Source organism: Candidatus Obscuribacterales bacterium (assembly GCA_019744775.1).
Lineage (GTDB): Bacteria > Cyanobacteriota > Vampirovibrionia > Obscuribacterales > Obscuribacteraceae > SBAT01.
This window is the reverse complement of sequence record JAIETZ010000004.1, coordinates 229,438-250,443: the sequence shown is the minus strand read 5'-3', so window position 1 is coordinate 250,443 and position 21,006 is coordinate 229,438. Positions and strand designations below refer to the sequence as shown.

General features: G+C 46.1%; 16 protein-coding genes. 11 read left to right on the top strand and 5 right to left on the bottom strand.

All coding sequences use genetic code 11. From position 1 onward, the window contains the following. Nucleotides 1-28 precede the first annotated feature (28 nt). Nucleotides 29-1,837, top strand: a complete 1,809-nt coding sequence (locus tag K2Y22_10660) for an acetyl-CoA carboxylase biotin carboxylase subunit (GenBank protein MBX9878906.1) — start codon at nt 29-31, stop codon at nt 1,835-1,837. A gap of 3 nt (nt 1,838-1,840) precedes the next feature. Beyond that, nucleotides 1,841-2,317, top strand: coding sequence for a 2-C-methyl-D-erythritol 2,4-cyclodiphosphate synthase (gene ispF / locus K2Y22_10655; protein ID MBX9878905.1), 477 nt, complete (start codon nt 1,841-1,843; stop codon nt 2,315-2,317). A gap of 353 nt (nt 2,318-2,670) precedes the next feature. Here ispF and K2Y22_10650 read toward each other — a convergent pair whose 3' ends face one another. After that, nucleotides 2,671-4,050 carry a M20/M25/M40 family metallo-hydrolase gene (locus tag K2Y22_10650; protein MBX9878904.1) on the bottom strand — a complete coding sequence of 460 codons (1,380 nt, stop codon included), beginning with the start codon at nt 4,048-4,050 and terminating at the stop codon, nt 2,671-2,673. Nucleotides 4,051-4,069: 19 nt separating this feature from the next. After that, nucleotides 4,070-5,092: a glycosyltransferase family 2 protein gene (locus tag K2Y22_10645; GenBank protein MBX9878903.1), complete on the bottom strand. Its 1,023-nt coding sequence runs from the start codon at nt 5,090-5,092 to the stop codon at nt 4,070-4,072. Between the two features lie 113 nt (nt 5,093-5,205). On the opposite strand from K2Y22_10645, the gene K2Y22_10640 reads away from it, so the two are divergent. Further along, nucleotides 5,206-6,555 (top strand): glycosyltransferase, encoded by a 1,350-nt coding sequence (locus K2Y22_10640; GenBank protein ID MBX9878902.1) that lies wholly within the window; start codon nt 5,206-5,208, stop codon nt 6,553-6,555. An 80-nt stretch (nt 6,556-6,635) separates the two neighbouring features. Here K2Y22_10640 and K2Y22_10635 read toward each other — a convergent pair whose 3' ends face one another. After that, a complete protein-coding gene (locus K2Y22_10635) occupies nt 6,636-7,679 on the bottom strand; it encodes a tetratricopeptide repeat protein (GenBank protein ID MBX9878901.1) in 1,044 nt (347 codons plus the stop codon). A gap of 183 nt (nt 7,680-7,862) precedes the next feature. Here K2Y22_10635 and K2Y22_10630 point away from each other — a divergent pair, with 183 nt between their 5' ends. From K2Y22_10630 to K2Y22_10595, 8 genes are all read left to right on the top strand, one after another. Continuing rightward, complete coding sequence (locus K2Y22_10630) at nt 7,863-8,774, top strand: CHAD domain-containing protein (GenBank protein MBX9878900.1); 912 nt, start codon at nt 7,863-7,865, stop codon at nt 8,772-8,774. A 123-nt stretch (nt 8,775-8,897) separates the two neighbouring features. After that, complete coding sequence (gene trxB, locus K2Y22_10625) at nt 8,898-9,863, top strand: thioredoxin-disulfide reductase (protein MBX9878899.1); 966 nt, start codon at nt 8,898-8,900, stop codon at nt 9,861-9,863. Nucleotides 9,864-9,876: 13 nt separating this feature from the next. Further along, on the top strand, nt 9,877-11,136 hold the full coding sequence (locus K2Y22_10620) for a glycosyltransferase family 4 protein (protein ID MBX9878898.1): 1,260 nt from the start codon (nt 9,877-9,879) through the stop codon (nt 11,134-11,136). Next, the gene (locus tag K2Y22_10615; GenBank protein MBX9878897.1) at nt 11,105-13,162 is read left to right on the top strand and encodes a thioredoxin domain-containing protein; all 2,058 of its coding nucleotides are present in this window, start codon (nt 11,105-11,107) and stop codon (nt 13,160-13,162) included. Before K2Y22_10620 ends, K2Y22_10615 begins: the two co-directional genes overlap by 32 nt. Nucleotides 13,163-13,265: 103 nt before the next feature. Further along, entirely contained in the window at nt 13,266-13,877 is a 612-nt protein-coding gene (locus tag K2Y22_10610; protein ID MBX9878896.1) for a hypothetical protein, read from the top strand. A 76-nt stretch (nt 13,878-13,953) separates the two neighbouring features. After that, on the top strand, nt 13,954-15,825 hold the full coding sequence (locus K2Y22_10605; GenBank protein MBX9878895.1) for a DUF4388 domain-containing protein: 1,872 nt from the start codon (nt 13,954-13,956) through the stop codon (nt 15,823-15,825). A gap of 31 nt (nt 15,826-15,856) precedes the next feature. After that, nucleotides 15,857-17,752, top strand: a complete 1,896-nt coding sequence (locus tag K2Y22_10600; protein ID MBX9878894.1) for a hypothetical protein — start codon at nt 15,857-15,859, stop codon at nt 17,750-17,752. Nucleotides 17,753-17,760: 8 nt separating this feature from the next. Next, complete coding sequence (locus tag K2Y22_10595; protein MBX9878893.1) at nt 17,761-18,960, top strand: acetyl-CoA C-acyltransferase; 1,200 nt, start codon at nt 17,761-17,763, stop codon at nt 18,958-18,960. Here the strand turns inward: K2Y22_10595 and K2Y22_10590 are convergent. Then, entirely contained in the window at nt 18,938-19,822 is an 885-nt protein-coding gene (locus tag K2Y22_10590) for a serine protease (GenBank protein ID MBX9878892.1), read from the bottom strand. The genes K2Y22_10595 and K2Y22_10590 overlap by 23 nt on opposite strands. A 64-nt stretch (nt 19,823-19,886) precedes the next feature. Next, nucleotides 19,887-20,879, bottom strand: coding sequence for a tetratricopeptide repeat protein (locus K2Y22_10585; GenBank protein ID MBX9878891.1), 993 nt, complete (start codon nt 20,877-20,879; stop codon nt 19,887-19,889). Between the last annotated feature and the right edge of the window lie 127 nt (nt 20,880-21,006).

The window sequence follows — 21,006 nt, the reverse complement described above, 5'->3', positions numbered from 1 at the left end:
GTTAAGTGGCATGTGACCGGAGCTATAAATGTTATTTTCGAAGGTTCTGATCGCTAACCGGGGTGAAATTGCCGTTCGGGTAATTACAGCATTGCGTGAGATGGGGATAAAGGCGGTTTCTATTTATTCAGCGCCTGATAAGCCATCAAGGCATGTTTCATTGGCTGATGAGTCATATGAACTCACAGGACCACCCAATAAGGTTTATCTGGATGGAAATCAAATTATTGAGATTGCCAAAAAATCGGGCGCCCAGGCCATTCACCCAGGTTATGGATTTTTGGCTGAGAATGCTGAGTTTGCTGAATCCTGTGCAAAAGCTGGAATTACCTTCATTGGACCAAAGCCTGATGTAATTCGTCGCATGGGTTCAAAAGTTGAATCACGTCGTGTGATGGAAGCAGCAGGAGTGCCTGTCGTGCCCGGTACATTGAATCCGGTTTCTACAGTTGAAGCTGTAAAAGAGCTCGGTGTTCAATACGGTTATCCTTTGGCAATTAAAGCCTCTGCCGGTGGCGGCGGACGCGGGTTGCGTGTTGTTCGCAAGGAAGAGGAAATTGAATCGGCATTGGCCGGCGCCCAAAGAGAAGGCACCAGCTATTTTGGCAGCGGCGAAGTCTATGTTGAGAAATACTTGGACAAACCTCGCCACATCGAAATTCAAATTCTGGGTGATAACCAAGGAAATGTCGTTCACTTGTTTGAGCGTGACTGCTCAAGTCAAAGACGTCATCAGAAATTGCTGGAAGAAAGTCCGGGTGTGCACTTACCTCTAGCACTGAAACATAGAATGTTCGATGCCGGTATTGCCGGTGCAAAAGCATTGGGTTACACTTCAGCCGGCACCATTGAATGCCTAGTCTTCGGTGACGAGTTTTATTTCCTGGAAGTAAACACCAGAGTACAAGTAGAACACCCGATTACGGAAATGATTACAGGCGTTGATATCGTCAAAGAACAAATTCGCATTGCAGCAGGCGAGCCAATTTCCTTTAAGCAAAGCGATATAACCGCTCGCGGACATGCAATTGAATGTCGTATCAACGCAGAAGATCCGTTCAAGCAATTCATGCCGTCGCCGGGAAAAATTACAAATTGGAAAGAGCCTCGTGGCTCTTGGGTGCGTGTTGATTCGGCTTGCTATTCGGGCTATGAAATTCAACCTTTCTATGATTCGCTTTTGGCTAAGCTCATTGTCTGGGGTCGGACCAGAGATGAAGCTATTGCTCGCACTAAACTTGCCTTAAAAGACTTTGTTATTGAAGGGGTCGCAACGACTATTCCTTTCCATTTGCTCTTACTTGAAGACAAGAATTTTGTGGAAGGCAAAATCGACACTATGTTTGTCGAGCGAGACTTCAAGAAAACCCTGACAGAGCGTGCCGCCGATTTTCCAAAACCTGTGGCTTCCCCTGCGCAACCTAAAGGGACTTCTTTGGCGCCGGCAGATAATGCGCAAGTCAAACGTGTTGGTCCACGCAGCTTTGAAGTGAATGTAAATGAACGCACATTTACTGTTGCTGTCACAGAATTGGTGGAAGGCAAAACAGCAATTTCTGCCCCAGCCGTAAGTTCAACCCAATCTGCACCGGCAATCAAAGCTGAGACTAACGGTCACTCCGGTAACGTGCGTGCCGAGATGCATGGACTTGTGAAAGAAATCTTTGTCAAAGAAGGGCAGCAAGTTTCAGTAGGGCAAAAGCTTGTTTTGTTTGAAGCAATGAAAATGGAGTCGGAAGTTCTTGCGAAGAAAGCCGGTACTGTTAAAACGATCAAAGTAAAAGCAGGCGAAACTGTTGAAGGCGCAGCTGTCATGCTTGTGGTTGGAGATTCATAGGCAATGCGTATTGGCAATGGCTTTGATATTCATCGCCTTGTTGAAGGGCGCAAGCTGATATTGGGCGGTGTGGAAATCCCTCACGACAAGGGAGTCGAAGGACATTCTGACGGTGACGCTCTAACTCATGCGGTAATAGATGCGCTATTAGGTGCCTCTGCTCAAGGAAATATCGGCACCTGGTTTTCACCTACGGATCCAAATATAAAAGGCATCAGCAGCTTTGAAATGTTGGCCGCGGTTGTGGCAAAGTTGGGCGAACTGAATTATTCAATTACTAATGTCGACACTGTAGTAATTTGTGAAAAGCCGAAGCTGTCACCTCATTACGAGGAAATGCGCCGCGGACTAGCTGGTGTGTTGAAAATAGATATCGATCAAGTGAGTGTCAAAGCAACAACGGCAGAACGCTTAGGTCCTATTGGTCAAGGTGAGGCGATTGCTGTTCAAGCAGTTGCCCTCATCGAAAAATCTAATTGAGGACTTTTGCAAAGAGACCCCTTGCAGCGGCATAATTATGGTTGGTAATAACCGTAGAGTAAAATTTGCAATTATAAAAAAGCAATTGCGGTGTATTCTCGTCTCATAATGGCTTCCACACATGATGACCGACACTGCCATCATAAAAAGTTTTGCGCGCATTAAATCAACTCTGCTGGGGAAAACCCTGAGGACACTATACACAACCAGAGTAGTTTTGATGTTTCCTTAAGAGACCAGTTTGCTCCTGTGTCGAGGCAAATTGCTGTTAGTTTGCGCTCAAAAAGTGCTAGCTGCATAGATAACTATTGCAGCAATATGTTCCTTGGTGGACCGGCAACTTTGGTTTTAGTCTATTTGATTTGTGAAACGAGCGAAAAGTATTTGACGAACATTTTCATGCCGCCTGAGGCTTGTTGCCAATCGTAGTTTTCGTTAATGGCGTGGTACCCGTGTTCCGGCAGCGACAATCCCAAGAATGTAATCGGTACACCGAGAATGTCGTTCATGCTTACGACTGCTCCAATTGAACCGCCCTCGCGGGTGAATGCCGGTTCTTTGCCAAAGGCGAATTTCATTGCTTCAGAAGCCGCTTTGTTAAATGGTCCGCTGAACTCACCGAGATATGGACGCAATGATCCTTCAGCAATAACTTCCGCATCAGGGCATTTTTGCGTTACGAATTTGGTGAGCAAAGCTAGCATCTTAGTGGGATCTTGGTTTTTCACAAGACGCATGCTTATTTTTGCTTCTGCTTGATGGGGCACTATTGTCTTGACGCCCGGTCCAGAGTAGCCGCCGACTATTCCGTGCACTTCAAAAGTGGGCATCGCCCAAATACGTTCAGCAGCTTCTTTCATGTCTTTGGTCTTGCGTACAGAAGTCAGTTCATGAGCACGCTTGAACTCATCGGTGGAAAAACCGGAATTAACGAAGTTGTCTTGCTCGGTGTCGGAAGCCCGATTTACATCGTCGTAGAAGCCGGGAATTTTCACTTCGCCTGTTTCTGCGTCATAACATTCGGCAATGAGTTTAGCCAATTCGCCAATTGGATTGCGTGCTAGTCCGCCGACAAGTCCTGAGTGAACATCTTTCTTACCTGTTTTCAGGCGAACGACAACACCTTGCAGTCCTCTTAGTCCGTATGAAATAGCCGGACGATCGCGTGAAATCCAAATAGTGTCGGAAATTAAAATCGAATCCGTCTTGAGTTTCTCTTTGTTGTCGTTCAAGAATTTTTCAAAAGATGGGCTGCCAATTTCTTCTTCCAATTCCCAGATGAATTTGATATTCACCGGAATATTTTGCTCTTTGGCGAACTTAGCGGCAAACATGGCTGTTAGTGCCGGTCCCTTATCATCGGTTGTGCCGCGTCCGCGATAAACACCATTTTCAATTTGCATATCAAAAGGAGGCTTCAGCCACTCGTCGGCGTCAGCAGGTTGCACATCGATGTGGTTATAGACAGATACTGTGGGGAATTGTTTGCCGGCGATAATTTCGCCATAAATAACCGGATTGCCGTCCGTTGGGATTACTTCAGCTGTTGCCCCGATTGATTTGAGAAACTTTACAGCTGATTGTGCTGCTTTCTCGATGTCTTTCTTGTGGTTTGGATCCATTGAGACACTTGGGATATCCACTAATTCTTTAAGCGAAGATTCAAATGTCGGACGAATACCATCGATAAATTTGTTGAGCTCGGTGGTATTGATTTCTGTCGTAACGGTCATGGACCCTCCGTGTTTGTAATTATCTAGAATGCGCTAACTTTGCTTCTTGCTGAATTAAACGAGCGCGAGATTCTTTTAAGTCGTGCTCTGATTGCACAATAATTTGTTCAAGGTAGGCGACAGGCACACGGCGCTTGGACTTTATTTCTTTGCGCTTTTTGAGCATTTTCGGCAAAAGCATAAGTGACTGCAGGCTGCCCAGGAAATATGGCAGCACTTGTCCGCCACGTATGGTGACTACTGCCAAATAGTAAGTTTGCCAATAAAGTATTTGCGGCATGAACTTCCAGAGCAATTTGCCTGGAATGTTTTTGATGATAGTGTTCCAGTTGTTGCGGGCGGACAGTTTTACTACAAGCGGTGAATAGCCGCTGCCTGTTGTGCCGCAACCGAGATGGTAAATAATTGCCGACGGCACATAAATGCACTTGTAACCGGCATTTTGCGCTCTCAATCCCATGTCGACATCTTCGAGATAGGCAAAGTAGTCTTCGTCAAAAAGACCAATGTCGTCAAATAGACTGCGGCGATATAATGCTGCCCCACCGCACGCACCTAAAATGTAGCGAGCTGTATCAAATTGCCCGTTATCGAACTCTCTGTGTCCGATGCGTCCGGGAAGGCCGCCTCGCCTGTAGCCGTCTCCTGCGCCATCGAGAATGCGGTGATCGTCATAAGCCAACATCTTGCATCCGGCAGAGCCGGCTTCCGGATGTTGCTTGATTGCTTTTACTAGTTCGGATATCCAAGTGTCTTCGCAAGTGGTGTCATTGTTCATCAAAACGACAAATTCACCATCTGATTCCAAAATGCCTCTGTTGACTGCTTTGCTGAAACCTGTGTTCACATCAAAGCGGGCAATTTTTACATCGGGATAATTTGCTTGCAGAAATTCTACAGAGCCGTCATGTGAGCCGTTGTCCACGACAATCACTTCTAGAGGCTTGTACGTTTGTTTGGCAAGCGAATCGAGACAGCCGGTAAGAAATTTCTTGCCGTTCCAATTCGGTATAACAATGCTGACAAGATCCTGGACAGCCATGGAACCCCTTCAACTTATGAGTCACTAATTATAACCGACCCCTAAAAGCTGGAATGCATTGGGCCTTATCAGGATATAATGAGCCCGATATACAGCTGCTTTAGGGCATAGATATGCCGGATATGACAGTGCGACGCCAAATTCTCATTATTACGCTCGAACCTATCGCCAAACAGATGGCAGGCCCTGCCATTCGGGCTGTCGAGCTAGGTAAGCAGTTGGCAGATGAATTTGATGTAATCCTTTATTCTCCAAGATCAACGGACTTGGAAGGCATTGAGGGCGCTCCGTCCAGCGTGAAACTTTTAGCTGGTCTGGGTAAAGGCAAGCTTTACAAGGTCGCGGAGAAAGCTGATGTTATTTTTGTTCAAGCAAATGTTCTGAAGACTTACCCGCATTTGGCAGACTTGGATAAACCAATTGTTGTAGATCTTTACGACCCTTATTTGCTCTCGATTTTAGCTGAGTATGCAGATGATCCTGTTACTGCTTCGTCCAGCTATCGACTGATGCATCAAGTCCTGAAAAAGCACATGCTCAGAGCGGACTTCTGTCTTTGCGCATCGGAGCGACAACGAGATTATTGGTTAGGTCGCTTCTGTGAACTTGGTCGCATGACACCCGAAATGTACAAATTCGACGGCAGTTTCCGCAAGCTAATTGATGTAGTGCCATTTGGATTGCCCGCAAATCCGGCTAAGAAAACAGGACCAGGTATTAAAGGACAGGTCGCTGGAATAAATGAAGACGACTTTGTTCTCGTCTGGGGTGGTGGCATATGGCAATGGTTTGATCCCTTGACCATAATTAAAGCAGTAGCAGAGCTGTCCAAGACCAAGAAGAATTTGAAGCTGTACTTCATGGGCATTAAGTCGCCCAACCCACAAGTTGCGCAAATGCCTATTGTGATTGAAGCAAAGAAATTGGCTGCAGAATTAGGAGTTCTGGACAAACACGTTTTCTTTGGTGACTCGTGGATTTCTTATGCCGACAGAGTCAATTATTTGCTGGACGCCGATGTTGCTGTTTCGGCTCACTATGATCTTCCGGAAACAAGATTTTCCTTCCGCACAAGAATTCTTGATTATCTCTGGGCTGGATTGCCAATTTTGACTACAGGCGGAGATCAATTGGCCGATCTCATTTCCCAAAATTCTGCCGGCATGGCACTGCCATACAAAGACGTCAAAGCTTGGGTCAATGCAATTGATGCACTAATTTCAAGTAACGACTTGCGCGATAAATATAGCCAGGGCGCAAAGTCGTTATCGCAGGACTTTGTATGGTATAAAACAGTCCTGCCACTCAAGGAATTCTGTCGCAATCCCCACAGATTGCCGGCGCACAAACCGGTTAAGATGCCTTCTGTTATGGAGCGTGCCCGCGCTGTCTATTCACGTGGCGGCAAGGATCTGGTACTCAAGCGTTCCAGAGCCGTTTTGGCTGACTTGCTAAAGAAGTAAGCTCGTCGCAACATTATTCTCAAGCTTTCGTCTGCTTTTCCATTGCTGCGGTTTCTAAGGATTCTGCAAGCTAATTCGACTTAGACCTTCTTCTTTGCCTCAACTACCTTTTCCAGTTCTAGTTTGGCATCGGCGTTTTCCGGGTTGAGATAAATTGCTTGATTGAGTTGATCAATGGCGTCTTTGAATCGCTGCTGGCGGAAAAAGAGCCTACCTAGTTGGAAATGCACTTGATCATCATAAGGATTTATCTCTAAAGCCTTAGCAAGTTTCTCCAGTGCCTTAGATGTGTCGTTGCTGTCTAGGTAGATGGTGCCTTGGTTTATGTGAGCTTCGTAGAAATTAGGATCAATTGAAAGGGCCTGAGCGAATTGGGCAAAGGCTTTTTCCTTATTGCCTGCCTGTAATTCAATAACGCCCAATTTGGTTATAGCTGCGGCATTTTTGGAGTCTAATTCCAAGCATTTATTATAAAACTCAACGGCTTTCGCGTTGTCCTTTTTCTTGTGATAGAGACAACCGACTTGATAATAAGCATCGGCAAATTTAGGATCGGCTGCAATTACCTTTTGAAATTCAGCAATTGCCTCGTCGTTTTTCTTAAGCTGAGCCAATACATAAGCTAAATTGAAGCGAGCTTCCTTGAAGTCAGGCTTCAAGGTGAGCGCCTTTTTGAACTCCTCTTCGGCTTTCTCGTTGCGCGACAATTGTTGATAAACAGATGCCAAATTGTTGTGACCTTCGGCATAATCATCATCGAGTTCCACTGCTCGTTCAAAGTTGTGAATGGCCTTTTCAAATTCAGCAACGGCTGGATCTTGTTTGTCTTGTCTTTGCAAATTGAACCCTAATTGCTGATGGCAAAAACCGAGCCAGTTTTCCACTACGACATTATTTGGATCAAGGGCGAGAGCTGCTTCAAATTCCTTGATTGCCTCTTCAATTTTTTCTTTCTTGAATAGATCGGCGGCCAAAGTCATATGTTCTTCAAAGCCCGCGGGATTTGCTGCTGGTTTTTCGACCTCTTTAGCTGGATTTGTTGCAGGCGGTTGCGCGACAGTTGGTAAAGCAAAACCAAAAGATAGTAAAAGGCTTACCGCAATTAGACAACTTTTTTGGGGCATTGAGCGACTCCAGACTACAATCCATACTAAATGAGTAACACAAATTGATTACCCGGATATACGATAATCGAATCAGCTAAGATGCTGTTGCGCAATATTAAGTGATTGAGTAGCAGGATATTCCAGCGCGTTCTGACAAATGATTTGATTGTATTGAGAAGACAAATTTGAAGGATGTGACAAATGAAATCGGGGTCGGGTGGTTCCTCGGTTAGAAAGGCTCTAGAAGCTAGTCTTAGTGCGCCCTATGAACCGCATATTCCACCTCACTTAGCTGCATTGACCTGGGTTGTTTCTGAAAGAGACACCGCTTTTACCGTCTGGGACGCACTTGAGCGCGAACTATTTCAATTGTCGAAAAAATTCAGCTCCAAAAGAGTGCACGATGCTCGGATTGCTTTGAGGCGCTGGGATTCTGTGTGGGAGGTTTTGCGGCGGGATGGATTTGAGAGCAAGAAATTTGCCAAAAAGGTCGGTAAGAAGTTGCAGAAGCTACTAAAAGTATTAGGAGCAGCCCGAGACATGGATGTAAACATTGAACTTGGGTCAAAGGTTGGGGTAACCAAAGAAACTCTTGACAAGTGGAAAACTGAGCAAGAGGTTCTGAACAAGAAAGCCAAGAAGTACGTCAAAGCATTAGATGTTGATCAATTAGTGAAAGATTTCGACAAGTGTTTAAACAGCCGAGCCAGAAAGTTAAGTCGCAGGCTTTTTGAAAGTAGCTATGGACAAGAAACTGCCTATCAGCATCTGGAAAGATATCTGGTTGAGCAGGAAAAAGCCGTCTTGGATATGGAAAGGTCGGCAAAAACGCCACCCGAGCTGCATCAACTGCGTCTGGGAGTAAAGTCTTGGCGATTTTTCCTGGCTGAATTCTTTGGCTTGACCAGTATTGGGCTTTACAAAACGCAGCAGGATTTAGGACGTTTTAACGATTTGACGCGCATTGGCGAGCTTATTAAGGACTTACCAGAGGAAATGGCGGCTTCTGAAGCTATCAAGAACCAGAACGAGCACGCCATGAAACTGTTTGCCAAAAGCCGCAAGCAGCTTCCATACGGCTTACGCCCCACTGTAGTATCGCCACTTATTTAAGTAATTCTCAAATTGCCCTCAATGTGCCTTCCACAGCCATACAATTGGTGATGTTGATGTCCGGGACATCAAGCGCTTTTTAGTCGATATAGCGAGAAGATATTGGGATGTACGGGAAGATAAATGGCCATTCGTAAGAAAGTAACGATTTTAGGATCCGGATCAGCTGGTCTGACTGCGGCAATTTATGCCGCGCGCGCCGATTTGGAACCATTGGTCATTCAAGGTTTGCAAGCCGGCGGACAGCTCACAATTACTACCGATGTTGAAAATTTCCCAGGATTTCCCGATGGCATCCTTGGTCCCGATCTTATGGAGCTCATGCACAAACAAGCTGAGCGTTTCGGCACGCAGTTCATATTCGACAATGCTGAAAGTGTCGATTTAAGTAAGAGCCCATTTGTTATCAAAACAAGCGGCGAAGAAATAGTAACCGACACTTTGATTATTTGCACAGGCGCATCTGCCAAATTATTAGGATTGGAATCTGAATCCAAACTGATGGGACATGGAGTTTCCGCATGTGCCACTTGCGACGGCTTTTTCTTCAAGGACAAAGTTGTCTATGTTGTAGGCGGCGGCGACACGGCTATGGAAGAAGCTATTTTCTTAACTCGTTTCGCTTCATCGGTGACACTTGTTCACCGTCGTGATTCATTCCGTGCTTCCAAAATTATGGTTGATCGCGCCATGGACAACCCGAAAATCAAATTTGTCCTGGATAGCGTCATCGATGAAATTGATGATGTTAATGCTGGACATGTGACATCCATTAAGTTGCGCAATTTGAAAACCAACAAAGTTGAAGATTTGCCTGCCGACGGCGTCTTTGTTGCTATTGGCCACAAGCCGAATACCGAATTATTTGTCGGTCAGCTTGAATTGGATGAAAGTGGTTATATCGTTACTGACGGCGTGAAGACTGCTATTAAGGGAGTGTTTGCTGCCGGCGACGTGCAAGATCCTCTCTACCGACAAGCAATTTCTGCTGCGGGAACAGGCTGTATGGCAGCTCTTGAAGCTCAGTGGCTATTGGAAGCACAAGAAGCCGCTGAAAAACAAGCAAACAAGGCCAAAGTAGCTAAGTAAGCAGGTGGTACCGATGACTGCTTTGAACAAGCTAAATATCGCTATGGTTGTTCGTTCGTTTTCTACAAACGGCGGTTTGGAACTTTACACCCATAAACTCGTTGAAGGTCTACTTGAGCGCGGACACACAGTAAAAGTGATTTGCGAAGTGAGCAACACACTTATAGAGTCGGACAATTTGTCTTTCCATTATCTCCCTGCTCCTGCCGCCGGTACATCGAAAGATAAGCGCCTAACTCATTATTTTGAAGCTGCTAGTCGAGCGCTTAAACAAGCCGGCTCATTTGATATCGTGCACAGCCAGCACCTGCCTGTTAATGGCGTTGATGTAGTGACATTTCACAATCACAGTGTGCACCGTCTCTATAAAGTCGGTAAACGCTGGGAGAATTTGGTTAACTGGACGAAGTTTCAATTATTGGCTCGTTATCGTTTGCGCGATGAATACGATCAACTGTTGTTGAACGAGGGAAAGTGTCTGGTCTTTTCCGCTAAAGTTTGCCGCGATGATTTTTACAGCAACTACAACATCAGTGAAAGCAAGCCGTCAGTCATTGCCTATCCAGGAGCAAAGCTTGCTGAACCTAAAGTGCAAGAGAAGAATATTTTTGAAACAGTACAAGATATTAGTCAGGTTCAAGGCGCGCCAAGCGAGCTTGCCGGTAAACAGCCGTTTACTTTCTTGTTTGTCGGTCGCGGTTACCGCAAAAAGGGACTGGATGTGCTGTTGTCCGCCTGCTATCACTTGAGAAAACAAGGCAAGTTATTCCATCTAATTGTTGCCGGTATTTCTTTGCGTCCCTTGGATAAACTGCGTTTGAAGGCAATGGATTTAACGGGATTGGTTACTTACTTAGGCTTCCGCAAAGATATGGATGCCGTTTATAAGCAAGGCATGGCCATTGTTTTGCCTTCACGAGTGGAACCGTTTGGCATGACTGCCCTGCAAGGCATGCTCAAAGGACTTACACCGATTGTCAGCCGCGTCTCCGGTGTGTCGGAAATTGTCGGTGAAACCGGATTAGTTTTGGAAGATCACTTAGATGCAAAAGAACTGGCTAAGCAAATGGAATATCTAATGGCCGACAGAAAACGTTGCGCTGCCATGGGCGAGGCGGCTCGATTGAGAGCGCAAGAATTGACCTGGGACAAAACCGTAGCAGACACCTTAAGGGCTTATGAAATCGCTTTGCAGAATAGGACAAACAAGTCTTCGCAAGCAATTGAGAAAGGTAGTCTAAATGACCAAGTCCAAAGCAAATCGCCTAATTGAAGAAACCAGTCCGTATCTTTTGCAGCATGCTTACAATCCTGTCGATTGGTTTGCTTGGTCTGACGAAGCTTTGGAAAAGGCCAAGTTTGACGATAAGCCAATACTGCTTTCCATCGGCTACGCTGCTTGCCACTGGTGTCACGTCATGGAGCATGAGTCGTTTGAAGATCCCGGAATTGCCGAGATCATGAACGAGTATTTCGTGCCAATAAAAGTGGACCGCGAAGAACGACCTGATCTTGATGATATTTACATGCGCTCCGTACAAATGATGACCGGTCACGGCGGCTGGCCGATGACTGTGTTTTTGACGCCTGATTTAAAACCATTCTATGGTGGTACCTATTTTCCGCCACAAGACAGACATGGTTTACCGAGTTTTCGGCGCGTGCTTTTGTCTGTAGCCAAGACTTGGCATGAAAAACGGGAAGATGTTCTTGCCAGTTCCAATGAGATGGCCATTTACTTAAGGCAAATGACCGAAGTGGAACCAACCGGTGCCAAACTGACATTCGATGTATTTGAGCCGGCTCTTGAAAGGCTGATGATGATCTTTGATCGTCAGTGGGGCGGCTTCGGCGGTGCGCCGAAATTTCCTCAAGCCTCAGCATTGTTTTTTCTTTTGCGCAAAGTTAAAAACGACAGGCAATTACACGATTTGCTTGGACTTACTTTGAATAAAATGGCTCAGGGCGGCATTCAAGATCAAATTGGCGGTGGTTTTGCTCGTTATTCAGTGGATCGCCAATGGCTGGTGCCACATTTTGAAAAGATGCTTTATGACAATGCGCTTTTAGCCAGACTCTATTTGGAAGCATCACTTGTATATGAAAACGACTACTACAAAATAGTAGGCAAAAACGTTTTGGAATTTGTTTTGCGGGAGCTTACATCTGAAGATGGCGCGTTTTACTCCAGTCTCGATGCCGATAGTGAAGGTGAAGAAGGCAAGTTTTACGTATTCACGCCCAAGGAAATTGACGAAATTCTTCCTTCTGATGAAGCTACTTTCGCCAGCCAGGTATATGGTGTTACACCTTTTGGTAATTTTGAACACCAGACCACTGTCTTGAACTTGACCGATACCCCATCTGAATTGGCCCGTAGAGCCAATCTCGGCGTGGATGAGTTTAATAAGCGTTTGTCCGCTATCAACGAGAAATTATTGGCTTACAGAAACAAGCGTGTGCGTCCGGCCCGTGACGAAAAGGTTTTAACCGCTTGGAATAGTCTTATGATCTCAGGCTTTGTCGCCGGTTATCGCGTTCTTTGCGACGAGCGTTATTTGCAGGCGGCAAAGAAAGCAGCCGAATTTATTCTTGCCAAATTGTCAGTAAACGGGCGTTTGCTTAGAACTTGGGGCAAAGGTAAATCCAAGCTCAATGGCTACCTTGATGACTACGCATATTTTACTGAGGCGCTTTTAGATTTGGCATCTGTTGATGCGGACCCTAAGTGGGTGGAAAAAGCAATTGAGTTTGCCGACGTGATGGACAAACAATTTTTCGATAAGAATGATGGTAGTTTCTTCTACACAAGTGCGGATCACGAGTCGCTAATTACCCGCCCGAAGAGTTTTTATGATGCACCAATTCCATCGGCATCTGCTGCTTGTGCGTTTGCTCTTTTGCGTTTGGCCAAAGTTACAGACAGCGAGTCTTATAGGAAAAAAGCTGAATCAACCATTTCTTTGTATGCACCATATTTTGGCAAAGGTGCCGAGCAGTTTGCATATTTCCTTTCTGCTTTAGACTTTCATTTGGCTAATGGTGCTGAAATAGTTTTGTCTGTTGATCCGGCCAGAACTAACGAAACGCAAGAAATGGTTTTTGCCGCCGGCAAAAAGTACTTGCCTAATAGCGCGGTTGTCCTAAACGACACCAGCAACCATTCTGAACTGCCGTTATTAAAAGACCGTCCATTAGTATCAGGTAAGCCGACAGCTTATATTTGCCGTAACTTTACCTGCCAAAAGCCAATTAATGAGCTGGAAGCCTTTAAAGAAGCGCTCTCTGGGTTTGCTTAGCCGGAACATTAAGAATCCGTCCAGCATCTAATTGGCGCTTGCTGTTACAAGTCTATTCCCGTTCTGGGCGTTCGGGGGTAAACTGGAATTGAGGACGGTTACGATGACAGTCTTGCAAAAAGCTCGTTCCACTTGTCCATATTTATTGCTCGGACTGACACCAGCAGCCGGCAAAGACGAAGTTGCACAGGTTTATGAAGCCCTTAAGGCATCACTTGATGAAGATGATTGTCTGGCCACACCACAGTCTTGGGTCCAGGCTCGCCAGGCTGCGCTAGGTATTGAAGATGCTTATAAGCGGATTCTAGATGGTGACGAGGATTCGCCCAGTAAAATGCCTGATGACATAGAGTCCCTGCTGCCGCCCAAATTAGGGCAGCTTCTGGTCGCCTCCGGCAAAATCAGTCTTGAACAATTACAGGAAGCTCTCGGACAGCAAGCTATATTGAATTTACCGCTTGGGGAAATATTAAAGAGTGCCTCTCTTGTAACCCAGATGGAATTGGACAGTTTCTTACTTAGCCAGCGGCTGATAAATCTCCCCGCCGATGCGCCTCACCAGATTGGGCAGCGTCTAATTGGCTTGGGTCTGGTAACAGAAGATATGGTGCGTATTGCGCTGGTTGAACAGCGTACTTCCGAAAAGCCTTTAGGTAAGATACTGGTTGAAAGAGGCTGGCTGGCCGACGAAATTCTGGAAGCTTTAGCCTGTTAGGGTTTGTTTTTGGCACTATTGCGGGCATAGTAATTTACAGGCTGTGTAAATTACAAGCCAATTACAAGGTGTTGACGTGTCCGTTCAGTCCAATCAGTCGCAAACAAGACAAAGTGAGGTCGCTAATGCCGCCTCAGAAGAAAAAATTGTCTTTTTGGTATTTGGACCTGATGCAGTTCTTGAACTGGAAAAACTAGAACAAGTGAAACAACTGTGCGACTTTGTGATAGTTGATGCTCGCAAATCAGGTTTTTTGTTTTCGTTCGAATCACTAATAGAGTTGGCTTCCCATGCTGAAAATGTGCTTAGCAGCACGGGTGCCATGGCTGTCGTAAAACAAGACAAGGTAATTGTTTTTACCAAGGATTCGCAACTTGGACCTAAAGGCTTCAGTGTTTTTGACTCTCATGCTGAAGTTTATGACTATTCGCCATTGCTGGCGAAACATGTCTACGGGAAATTTGCCGAAGAAGGTGCCGAGCTGGAAAAGTCGACTGATCTAGCCGAACAAATTCTTATGTCTTCAATTCCCGTACTTACCTCTTTTGGTATCAAACTCAAAGGTGGTCTAGAGTCGCATCGCAAGCGCAACAAAGTATTGGCTGCCATCGACAATTACTCACCTTTGAACGTCCTTTCTCAACGTCTGACCAAAGAGCCTGGAAAACTGACAATGGATGAGTTGAAACAGGAATTGAGATCGCTTGAAGAGTCGAAGGCAATTTATCCGCTATTTGCCAAAGTGCCTTTTTTGGTCAATTGCTTCAAGAACAAAATTGCTTTTCAGCTGAGCGAATATCTTTTGGCGTCGCGAATAGTCAGCCAGGATCAACTTGATGAGATGCTTTTTCAACAGCAAAATACATCCAACAGTGTTCGGTTGTCTTTAGGATCACTAGCTATTTCCAAAGGCTATTTGAGTTGTCGGCAATTGGAAATTGCTTTGTCTGATCAAGCATTTTATGGACAAGGTGGGGGTGCTGAAGAAACTAAACGTGTCGTTACAACTAGCCCTGAAGAAAAATCCGTCCAGTCTCTGGTTGGTTATTTAGGCACAACGGATCCATCAGGTGTTTTGCAGACTCTTTCCACTAACAGGGAAACCGGAGTCTTATCTGTGGAGTATAAAGGACAGCAATTTAGAGCATTGTTTGAAAAAGGCATTTTAACTAATGCCAAGCTGGGAAGTATCTTGGGTAACGCGGCAGTTTTGGAATTTGCTTCTGTATGGCGAGAAGGAATTTTCGTCTTTATTCAAAGACAACCACCACCAGATCTTGCTCACGAATCGGCGAAAGTAACCAAGCCTCTGGACAAACTGCTTCTTGATAGCGCATTGGCGCAAGACAATATTTTGGTTGTCTGGGGCAAGTTACCAAAAGGCGTGCATTCACCGCTTGAAAGATATCCTGATTCGCATCATTTGCTCGCTTCCGGACGAATGATGGACCCTAGTACGCAAGCTGAGCTGACAAGCGATGAAATTGATTTGATGCGGATTGTCTGGGAAATGAGTGATGGTTTAACACCCATTTCAAACGCCATTGATAACCAGCAGTCAATAACTACCTTGGCATTCTCGCAAGCAGTAGACAGGCTTTTGCATTACAAGCTCGTCGGTGCTCCTAGAGAGGGCATTGCCGCACCTCTGGATAAGTTTCAGCAAATTGTCTATGCCATTGGGCAGGCAGTTGGATCAGAACGTAATTCCGTCCTTCTGAAGTTGTCCCTTCAGGCCACCCAGGGCTATTCGGTGCGCGCTCGTATGTTTGCTATTGGCTCCGGCGGCGAAGTGGGCATTGACCTGGCTGCAGCCAGAGCCGTCGGGCAGGCATTGTCCGAGATATTGAAAGACCTTGATGACTGGCAGGTGAAATATATCGAATATGCCAGTCAGGAAATAGACCGAGAAAAACTCAAAGAAATCGTCATGAAAGTCCACCAATGAACTAAAATTTCTTGGTGAGGTGAAGCTTGTCATGACGCAAAAATTTGTGCCGTTCGTATTGGCCTTGGCTCTTTCTAATACTGCCGCTTTCTCGCAGGAATCCGGCAAGGATATTTCGCGAGCAAGAGCTGCTGTTATTCAACCAACTCAACAGCTTGCTGTATGGAATGAAAAAGGTCCGGCGCCAAGATTGCGCCTAGCAGTAGCTAAAAACGCCAATTGCCCACCTTCGTTACTCAGTACATTGGCAAAAGATCCATCTGATTTAGTGCGTGCTCAGGTTGCACAAAATCCGAAATGCACGGACGAAATAAAGTCCCGTTTGGCAGGTGATGCCGATCAATTTGTTGTTGAAGCACTTGTAAAAGGCGGTCGGCCGTTTTCGCCGACTGTAATGAGCAGGTTGACCAAGAATCAACAAGTCCGTGTCTATGAATTAATTGCATCTGATCCGGCAACATCTCCTCAGGCTCTGCGTGATTTAGCAAATAATCTAGGGCAAACGGAATTCTTGCTTTTATCTTTGGCGCGAAACCCGAATGTGCCACCCGATGTTGTGCAACGTTTGAGCAAAATGGGCGACCGTCTTGTCAGATCTTTTCTTGCTCGCCAGGTAAATGCAACTCCTGAATGTCTTTCCGTCCTTGCTTCTGATGGAGATTTAGGTGTAAGGTCGTTTGTTGCATCCAACAAAAAAGCATCCGCCGAAACATTGAAGGGTTTGGCTAAAGACTCAAGCCTTGTTGTTAGAGAAGCAGTTGCCGCAAATGAATCTACGCCGGCAGACATATTGAGAGTTCTAGCCGCGGATCCGGCATGGGAAGTTAGAGCGGAAGTAGCCTTAAACCCGAACTTGCCCTCTGACATGCATAATGCCTTGCTAAAGGATGCTAATACGAAAGTACGATGGGCATTGGCAGCAAATCCAAATTGCAGCACGTCTATGCTGGCAATGCTCAGTGTCGACACTGAAGCAATTGTCAGAGCAGCCACTGCGGAAAATCTCCATACTGGCCTTGAACAATTGTCCAAACTTGCAGATGACAGCTCTCTTGCTGTTGTGCAAGTAGTGGCAGCAAGAACTGATCTGCCTGAGTCAATAATGTTGAAACTTTCTCAGCATCCTTCAACGGTCGTTAAGGAAATGCTGGCCGTTAATGGAAAACTTTCTTCAGCCATGGCTGTAAAACTTGCTAAAGATTCAGAACCATCCGTAAGGCGAAGATTGGCAAATAAGACTTTCGAAACGGCGGCTCTAACATTACTTGCTGCAGATCCTGAATTGGAAGTACGAGTAGCTGTTGCCGGAAATGAGAATGCTGCGGGCACTATTTTGACCAGATTGTCTGCAGATTCGCAGTCTCGGGTCCGTCAAACTCTAGCTAAAAACAAGTCGTGTCCGAAAGATGCACTTACTACATTGGCCGGCGACGGCGATTCGGAAGTCGAAAAACTTATTTTTGCTCGTGCTGATTTGCCGAAGGAAGCTTTGATCAAGCTGGCTGACGATAATGATGTATCAGTAAAGATCTTTTTGGCGGGCCAAAAAGAGTGTCCTGAGTACATTCTTGGACAATTGACTAAATCCGACGACACTTTTGTAAGGAGTGTGGCGGCACAAAATCCGTCATTGCCGGCTGACTTAGCAAAAGACCTTATTCAAGATACAAGTCCTATGGTAAGAGCAGCTTTTGTATTTAGCCCGCTTGCTGATGCGGCAAAGCTCGATGAACTTGCTAAGGATAAGGACTATCGCGTGCGTGGGACAGTGGCCGGTTCGGACAAAACAAGTGCCGATACTCTGATGCGTCTTGCGCATGACCAGGATATTCGCGTTGTCGAACAAGTAGCAAGTAATGCAAATTGCCCTGCGGAAGTCTTGGCAGAGCTTGTAAGAGAAAATCAGTTTTGGTTAGTGCAACCGTAGGGGGAACTTTGGAAGCTTTTATTGTTGATGCATTGAGAACACCGATCGGGCGCTATGCAGGAGCCTTAGGCTCTATGCGTCCGGATGATCTTGCAGCGCTGGTTATTGCCGAGCTTGTAAAACGCAATGCCATTGATCCCAATCAAATCGAAGATGTCTTATTGGGTTGCGCCAATCAGGCAGGTGAAGACAACCGCAACGTGGCACGCATGGCGACTCTTTTAGCCGGACTGCCGGTAAGTGTTGCCGGCGGCACGGTAAACCGGCTTTGTGGTTCAGGGCTTATGGCAGTCAATGAAGCCTGCCAGGCAATTCTTGCAGGCAGTGGCGACATTTACATAGCCGGTGGTGTTGAGTCCATGACACGCGCGCCCTTCGTTATGGGTAAGCCTGAAAGTGCTATGCCGCGTGGCGATCTAAAAATGTTTGATACCACACTTGGTTGGCGTTTTATAAATGATAAGCTGTCCAAAATGTATCACCCCTATTCCATGGGTGAAACAGCGGAAAATGTCTGCGAAAAATACAAAATTTCGCGCGAAGAGCAAGATGAGTTTGCCTTGTCCAGCCAGCAAAAATATGGTGCCGCTCTCAAAGATGGCAAGTTCAACGACGAAATAGTATCGGTTTCCGTCAAGCAGAAAAAAGGTCTTCCAATAGTTGTCTCCAAAGACGAACATCCGCGTCCGGAAACAAGTATGGCTGACCTTGCAAAACTGAAAGCAGCTTTTCGCGAAGGCGGCACGGTTACAGCCGGTAATTCCTCCGGGATAAACGACGGAGCCGCTGCTGTTCTTATTGTCTCTGACAAGAAAGTCAAAGAGCTAGGTTTGAAGCCGATGGCCCGCTATGTAGCATCAGCAGTCGCTGGTGTTGATCCGGCAGTTATGGGACTTGGTCCAATTCCAGCTACTAAGAAGGTTCTTGAAAGAGCTGGATTGACGATGAACGACATAGGTCTTGTCGAATTGAACGAAGCATTCGCCATTCAAGTCTTAGCCTGCGTGCAAGATCTTGGCATTGATCAATCCAAATTGAACGTCAACGGCGGAGCTATTGCCCTAGGACATCCTCTAGGTGCGACTGGTGCTCGCGTGATGGCTACACTTGTACACGAGATGAGGCGTCGCAAAGTCCGCTATGGGCTGGCTACTATGTGCATCGGAGTAGGACAAGGAATAGCAACTATCGTCGAGCTGGTGAATTAGTTTCGCCAATAACGTTTCGCAATTCCGGCAGTCTTGTCATAATCCTTTTCAATTCCTTAACCGGAATAGCAAAGCTGTGCATTGGTTTGTCCTCAGCATCCGGTGACGGTCCGGCGAAGTTTATTCCCACGACTTCTCCAGTCTCATTTAAAACCGGTGAGCCAGATGCTCCTGGTGCTTCATGGCAGCTGGTTTGCATTATTGAAAGTGACTGACGAACACCTTTTACTGACGGACAGGTAGAGTTAGGCAAGAAATCCTTGCGTTTGCCTGATTTGAGAAGTTCTCCGGGTGAGAGGTGTAAGGCGTTCCATTGGTTGGGATAACCAAGTGCAGTCAACTTTTCGTTAGGTAAGACATCGTCATTGGCAAGCGATAATGCAGTTACGCGCATTGGTTCCGGACTGTCGATTTTAAGAATGGCGAGATCGGCTTTTTTATTTTCGGCTATCTTGCGTAGGCTAACTTTCCTGCCGTCAGGCCATTGAGCGCTCAAGTCGCATTTTATGTGCGCTACGTGGTAGTTGGTAACCAAAATTCCATCCGAAGATATGAAAAAACCTGTTGCAGAGTTTTTCAGCTTAGTTTGCCTTTCTTCTTTGGTAAGCTCCTTGTACAAGTCCTTGTCCATTAAGCCGTGTTTCAACAACTCACTGGGCTTAATCTCTAGAACGACATGCACAACAGCGTCGTGGGTGCGTTTATATAGTTGGGCCGTGTCGCTTGACTCTAAATACTCCGCCTTCTCGTATTCGGCGGCCTTCTTCCCGGCTAAAAGCACGGGGATTTCAACCACACTAAGACAATGATCGCCGTTTGTAGCAGGCGTATCCTGTTTTCTTGAAATTGCCTCAAATGACATGGCTTCCCTCGGATTTTTGACCATCCTAGGGCGTTTTCAATACTTGGACAATGAGACAACTACGCTATTGTTCGACCTTTTTGCCCAGACCCACTAATTTGGGGTGAATGGACACTTGTGTCTCAAAGCCAATTGAACTCATCTGGAAAATGCCGTCGTTGTTGCCGTCTTGAGCTCCGTCGTCGGGGTCACGGGAATCTTCGGCACCTATTGTGACGACCTTTTTGGATTCGTCCATGTCCAAAACGGCATAAGCAATTTCTGGACTTAGAGTGTACTGGCGCTTCTCGATGGGTGTAACTAGATGCTCGACAGCTTCTTCTTTTGTGGTTACTAGTTCTGAAATTGTGTCTTCAATGGTTTTGCGCAGTCCGCTGTCCGCCTGATCATTTGGCACTTGCTGCAAGTATTGCTTCAAGGCGTCAGCTGCTTTTCCATTTTCAGAAAGGATGATATAGCTCATAGCGCTATAGCGCTGTATGTCCGGATGGGTCAAACCAAGTGCTGCCGCCTTGTGCAAGTTGACTAGTGCAGCTTGCGCGGTAACAGGGCTTTCCTTTTTAATCTGGGCTCTTGCCAGATTGAAATAGGCTCTAGCTTCACCAGGATCGATGGAAATTGCTTTGTGGTATTGGAAAAGTGCTTCGTCGACTCTTTCCAGAACCATGAGCGAATTGCCGAAGTTTACTCTTAGCTGGGCAGAATCTGCGCCAGTGCGATTGTTGATGGTGACAGCCTGTCCGAAAGCATCGACTGATCCTTTGGCATCGCCTATCTCATTAAGCGCGGTTCCCAACCAGAAGTAGCCTTCGCTGTCGGCGTCATGCTCGCTAACATAATGCTGAAATAACTGAGCGGCTTTAGGGGCTTGCCCTGATCCTAGTAATTTTTGACCTTCAGCCAGAGACTCAGGCATCTGGAAAACAGTGTCTGCCTTGGTTGAACCTAAAAGTTCGGACTTTGGTAAAAGCCTGCCGGCTAGTCCCTGCGCGGATGCTGATAATGAACAAGTACTGACTTGCGCTATTACCAGCCCTGCCAGAATCACCTTCTTCATTCGTCCCTCGCTTGCCATATGTCCAATGGCTTTTTAGTTAGGCAGATTTTAGGGAATTTAATTGAATTTGAAAATAGGGAAATCCGCATATTTAAGGTTGTTGCGGGGCAAATTTCACTTAGAGGCG

Excerpts from the sequence above, each read along its gene's own strand:
- K2Y22_10660 (MBX9878906.1), top strand. The coding sequence starts at position 29 with ATGTTATTTTCGAAGGTTCTGATCGCTAACCGGGGTGAAATTGCCGTT.
- ispF (MBX9878905.1), top strand. The coding sequence starts at position 1,841 with ATGCGTATTGGCAATGGCTTTGATATTCATCGCCTTGTTGAAGGGCGC.
- K2Y22_10650 (MBX9878904.1), bottom strand. The coding sequence starts at position 4,050 with ATGACCGTTACGACAGAAATCAATACCACCGAGCTCAACAAATTTATC.
- K2Y22_10645 (MBX9878903.1), bottom strand. The coding sequence starts at position 5,092 with ATGGCTGTCCAGGATCTTGTCAGCATTGTTATACCGAATTGGAACGGC.
- K2Y22_10640 (MBX9878902.1), top strand. The coding sequence starts at position 5,206 with ATGCCGGATATGACAGTGCGACGCCAAATTCTCATTATTACGCTCGAA.
- K2Y22_10635 (MBX9878901.1), bottom strand. The coding sequence starts at position 7,679 with ATGCCCCAAAAAAGTTGTCTAATTGCGGTAAGCCTTTTACTATCTTTT.
- K2Y22_10630 (MBX9878900.1), top strand. The coding sequence starts at position 7,863 with ATGAAATCGGGGTCGGGTGGTTCCTCGGTTAGAAAGGCTCTAGAAGCT.
- trxB (MBX9878899.1), top strand. The coding sequence starts at position 8,898 with ATGGCCATTCGTAAGAAAGTAACGATTTTAGGATCCGGATCAGCTGGT.
- K2Y22_10620 (MBX9878898.1), top strand. The coding sequence starts at position 9,877 with ATGACTGCTTTGAACAAGCTAAATATCGCTATGGTTGTTCGTTCGTTT.
- K2Y22_10615 (MBX9878897.1), top strand. The coding sequence starts at position 11,105 with ATGACCAAGTCCAAAGCAAATCGCCTAATTGAAGAAACCAGTCCGTAT.
- K2Y22_10610 (MBX9878896.1), top strand. The coding sequence starts at position 13,266 with ATGACAGTCTTGCAAAAAGCTCGTTCCACTTGTCCATATTTATTGCTC.
- K2Y22_10600 (MBX9878894.1), top strand. The coding sequence starts at position 15,857 with ATGACGCAAAAATTTGTGCCGTTCGTATTGGCCTTGGCTCTTTCTAAT.
- K2Y22_10590 (MBX9878892.1), bottom strand. The coding sequence starts at position 19,822 with ATGTCATTTGAGGCAATTTCAAGAAAACAGGATACGCCTGCTACAAAC.
- K2Y22_10585 (MBX9878891.1), bottom strand. The coding sequence starts at position 20,879 with ATGAAGAAGGTGATTCTGGCAGGGCTGGTAATAGCGCAAGTCAGTACT.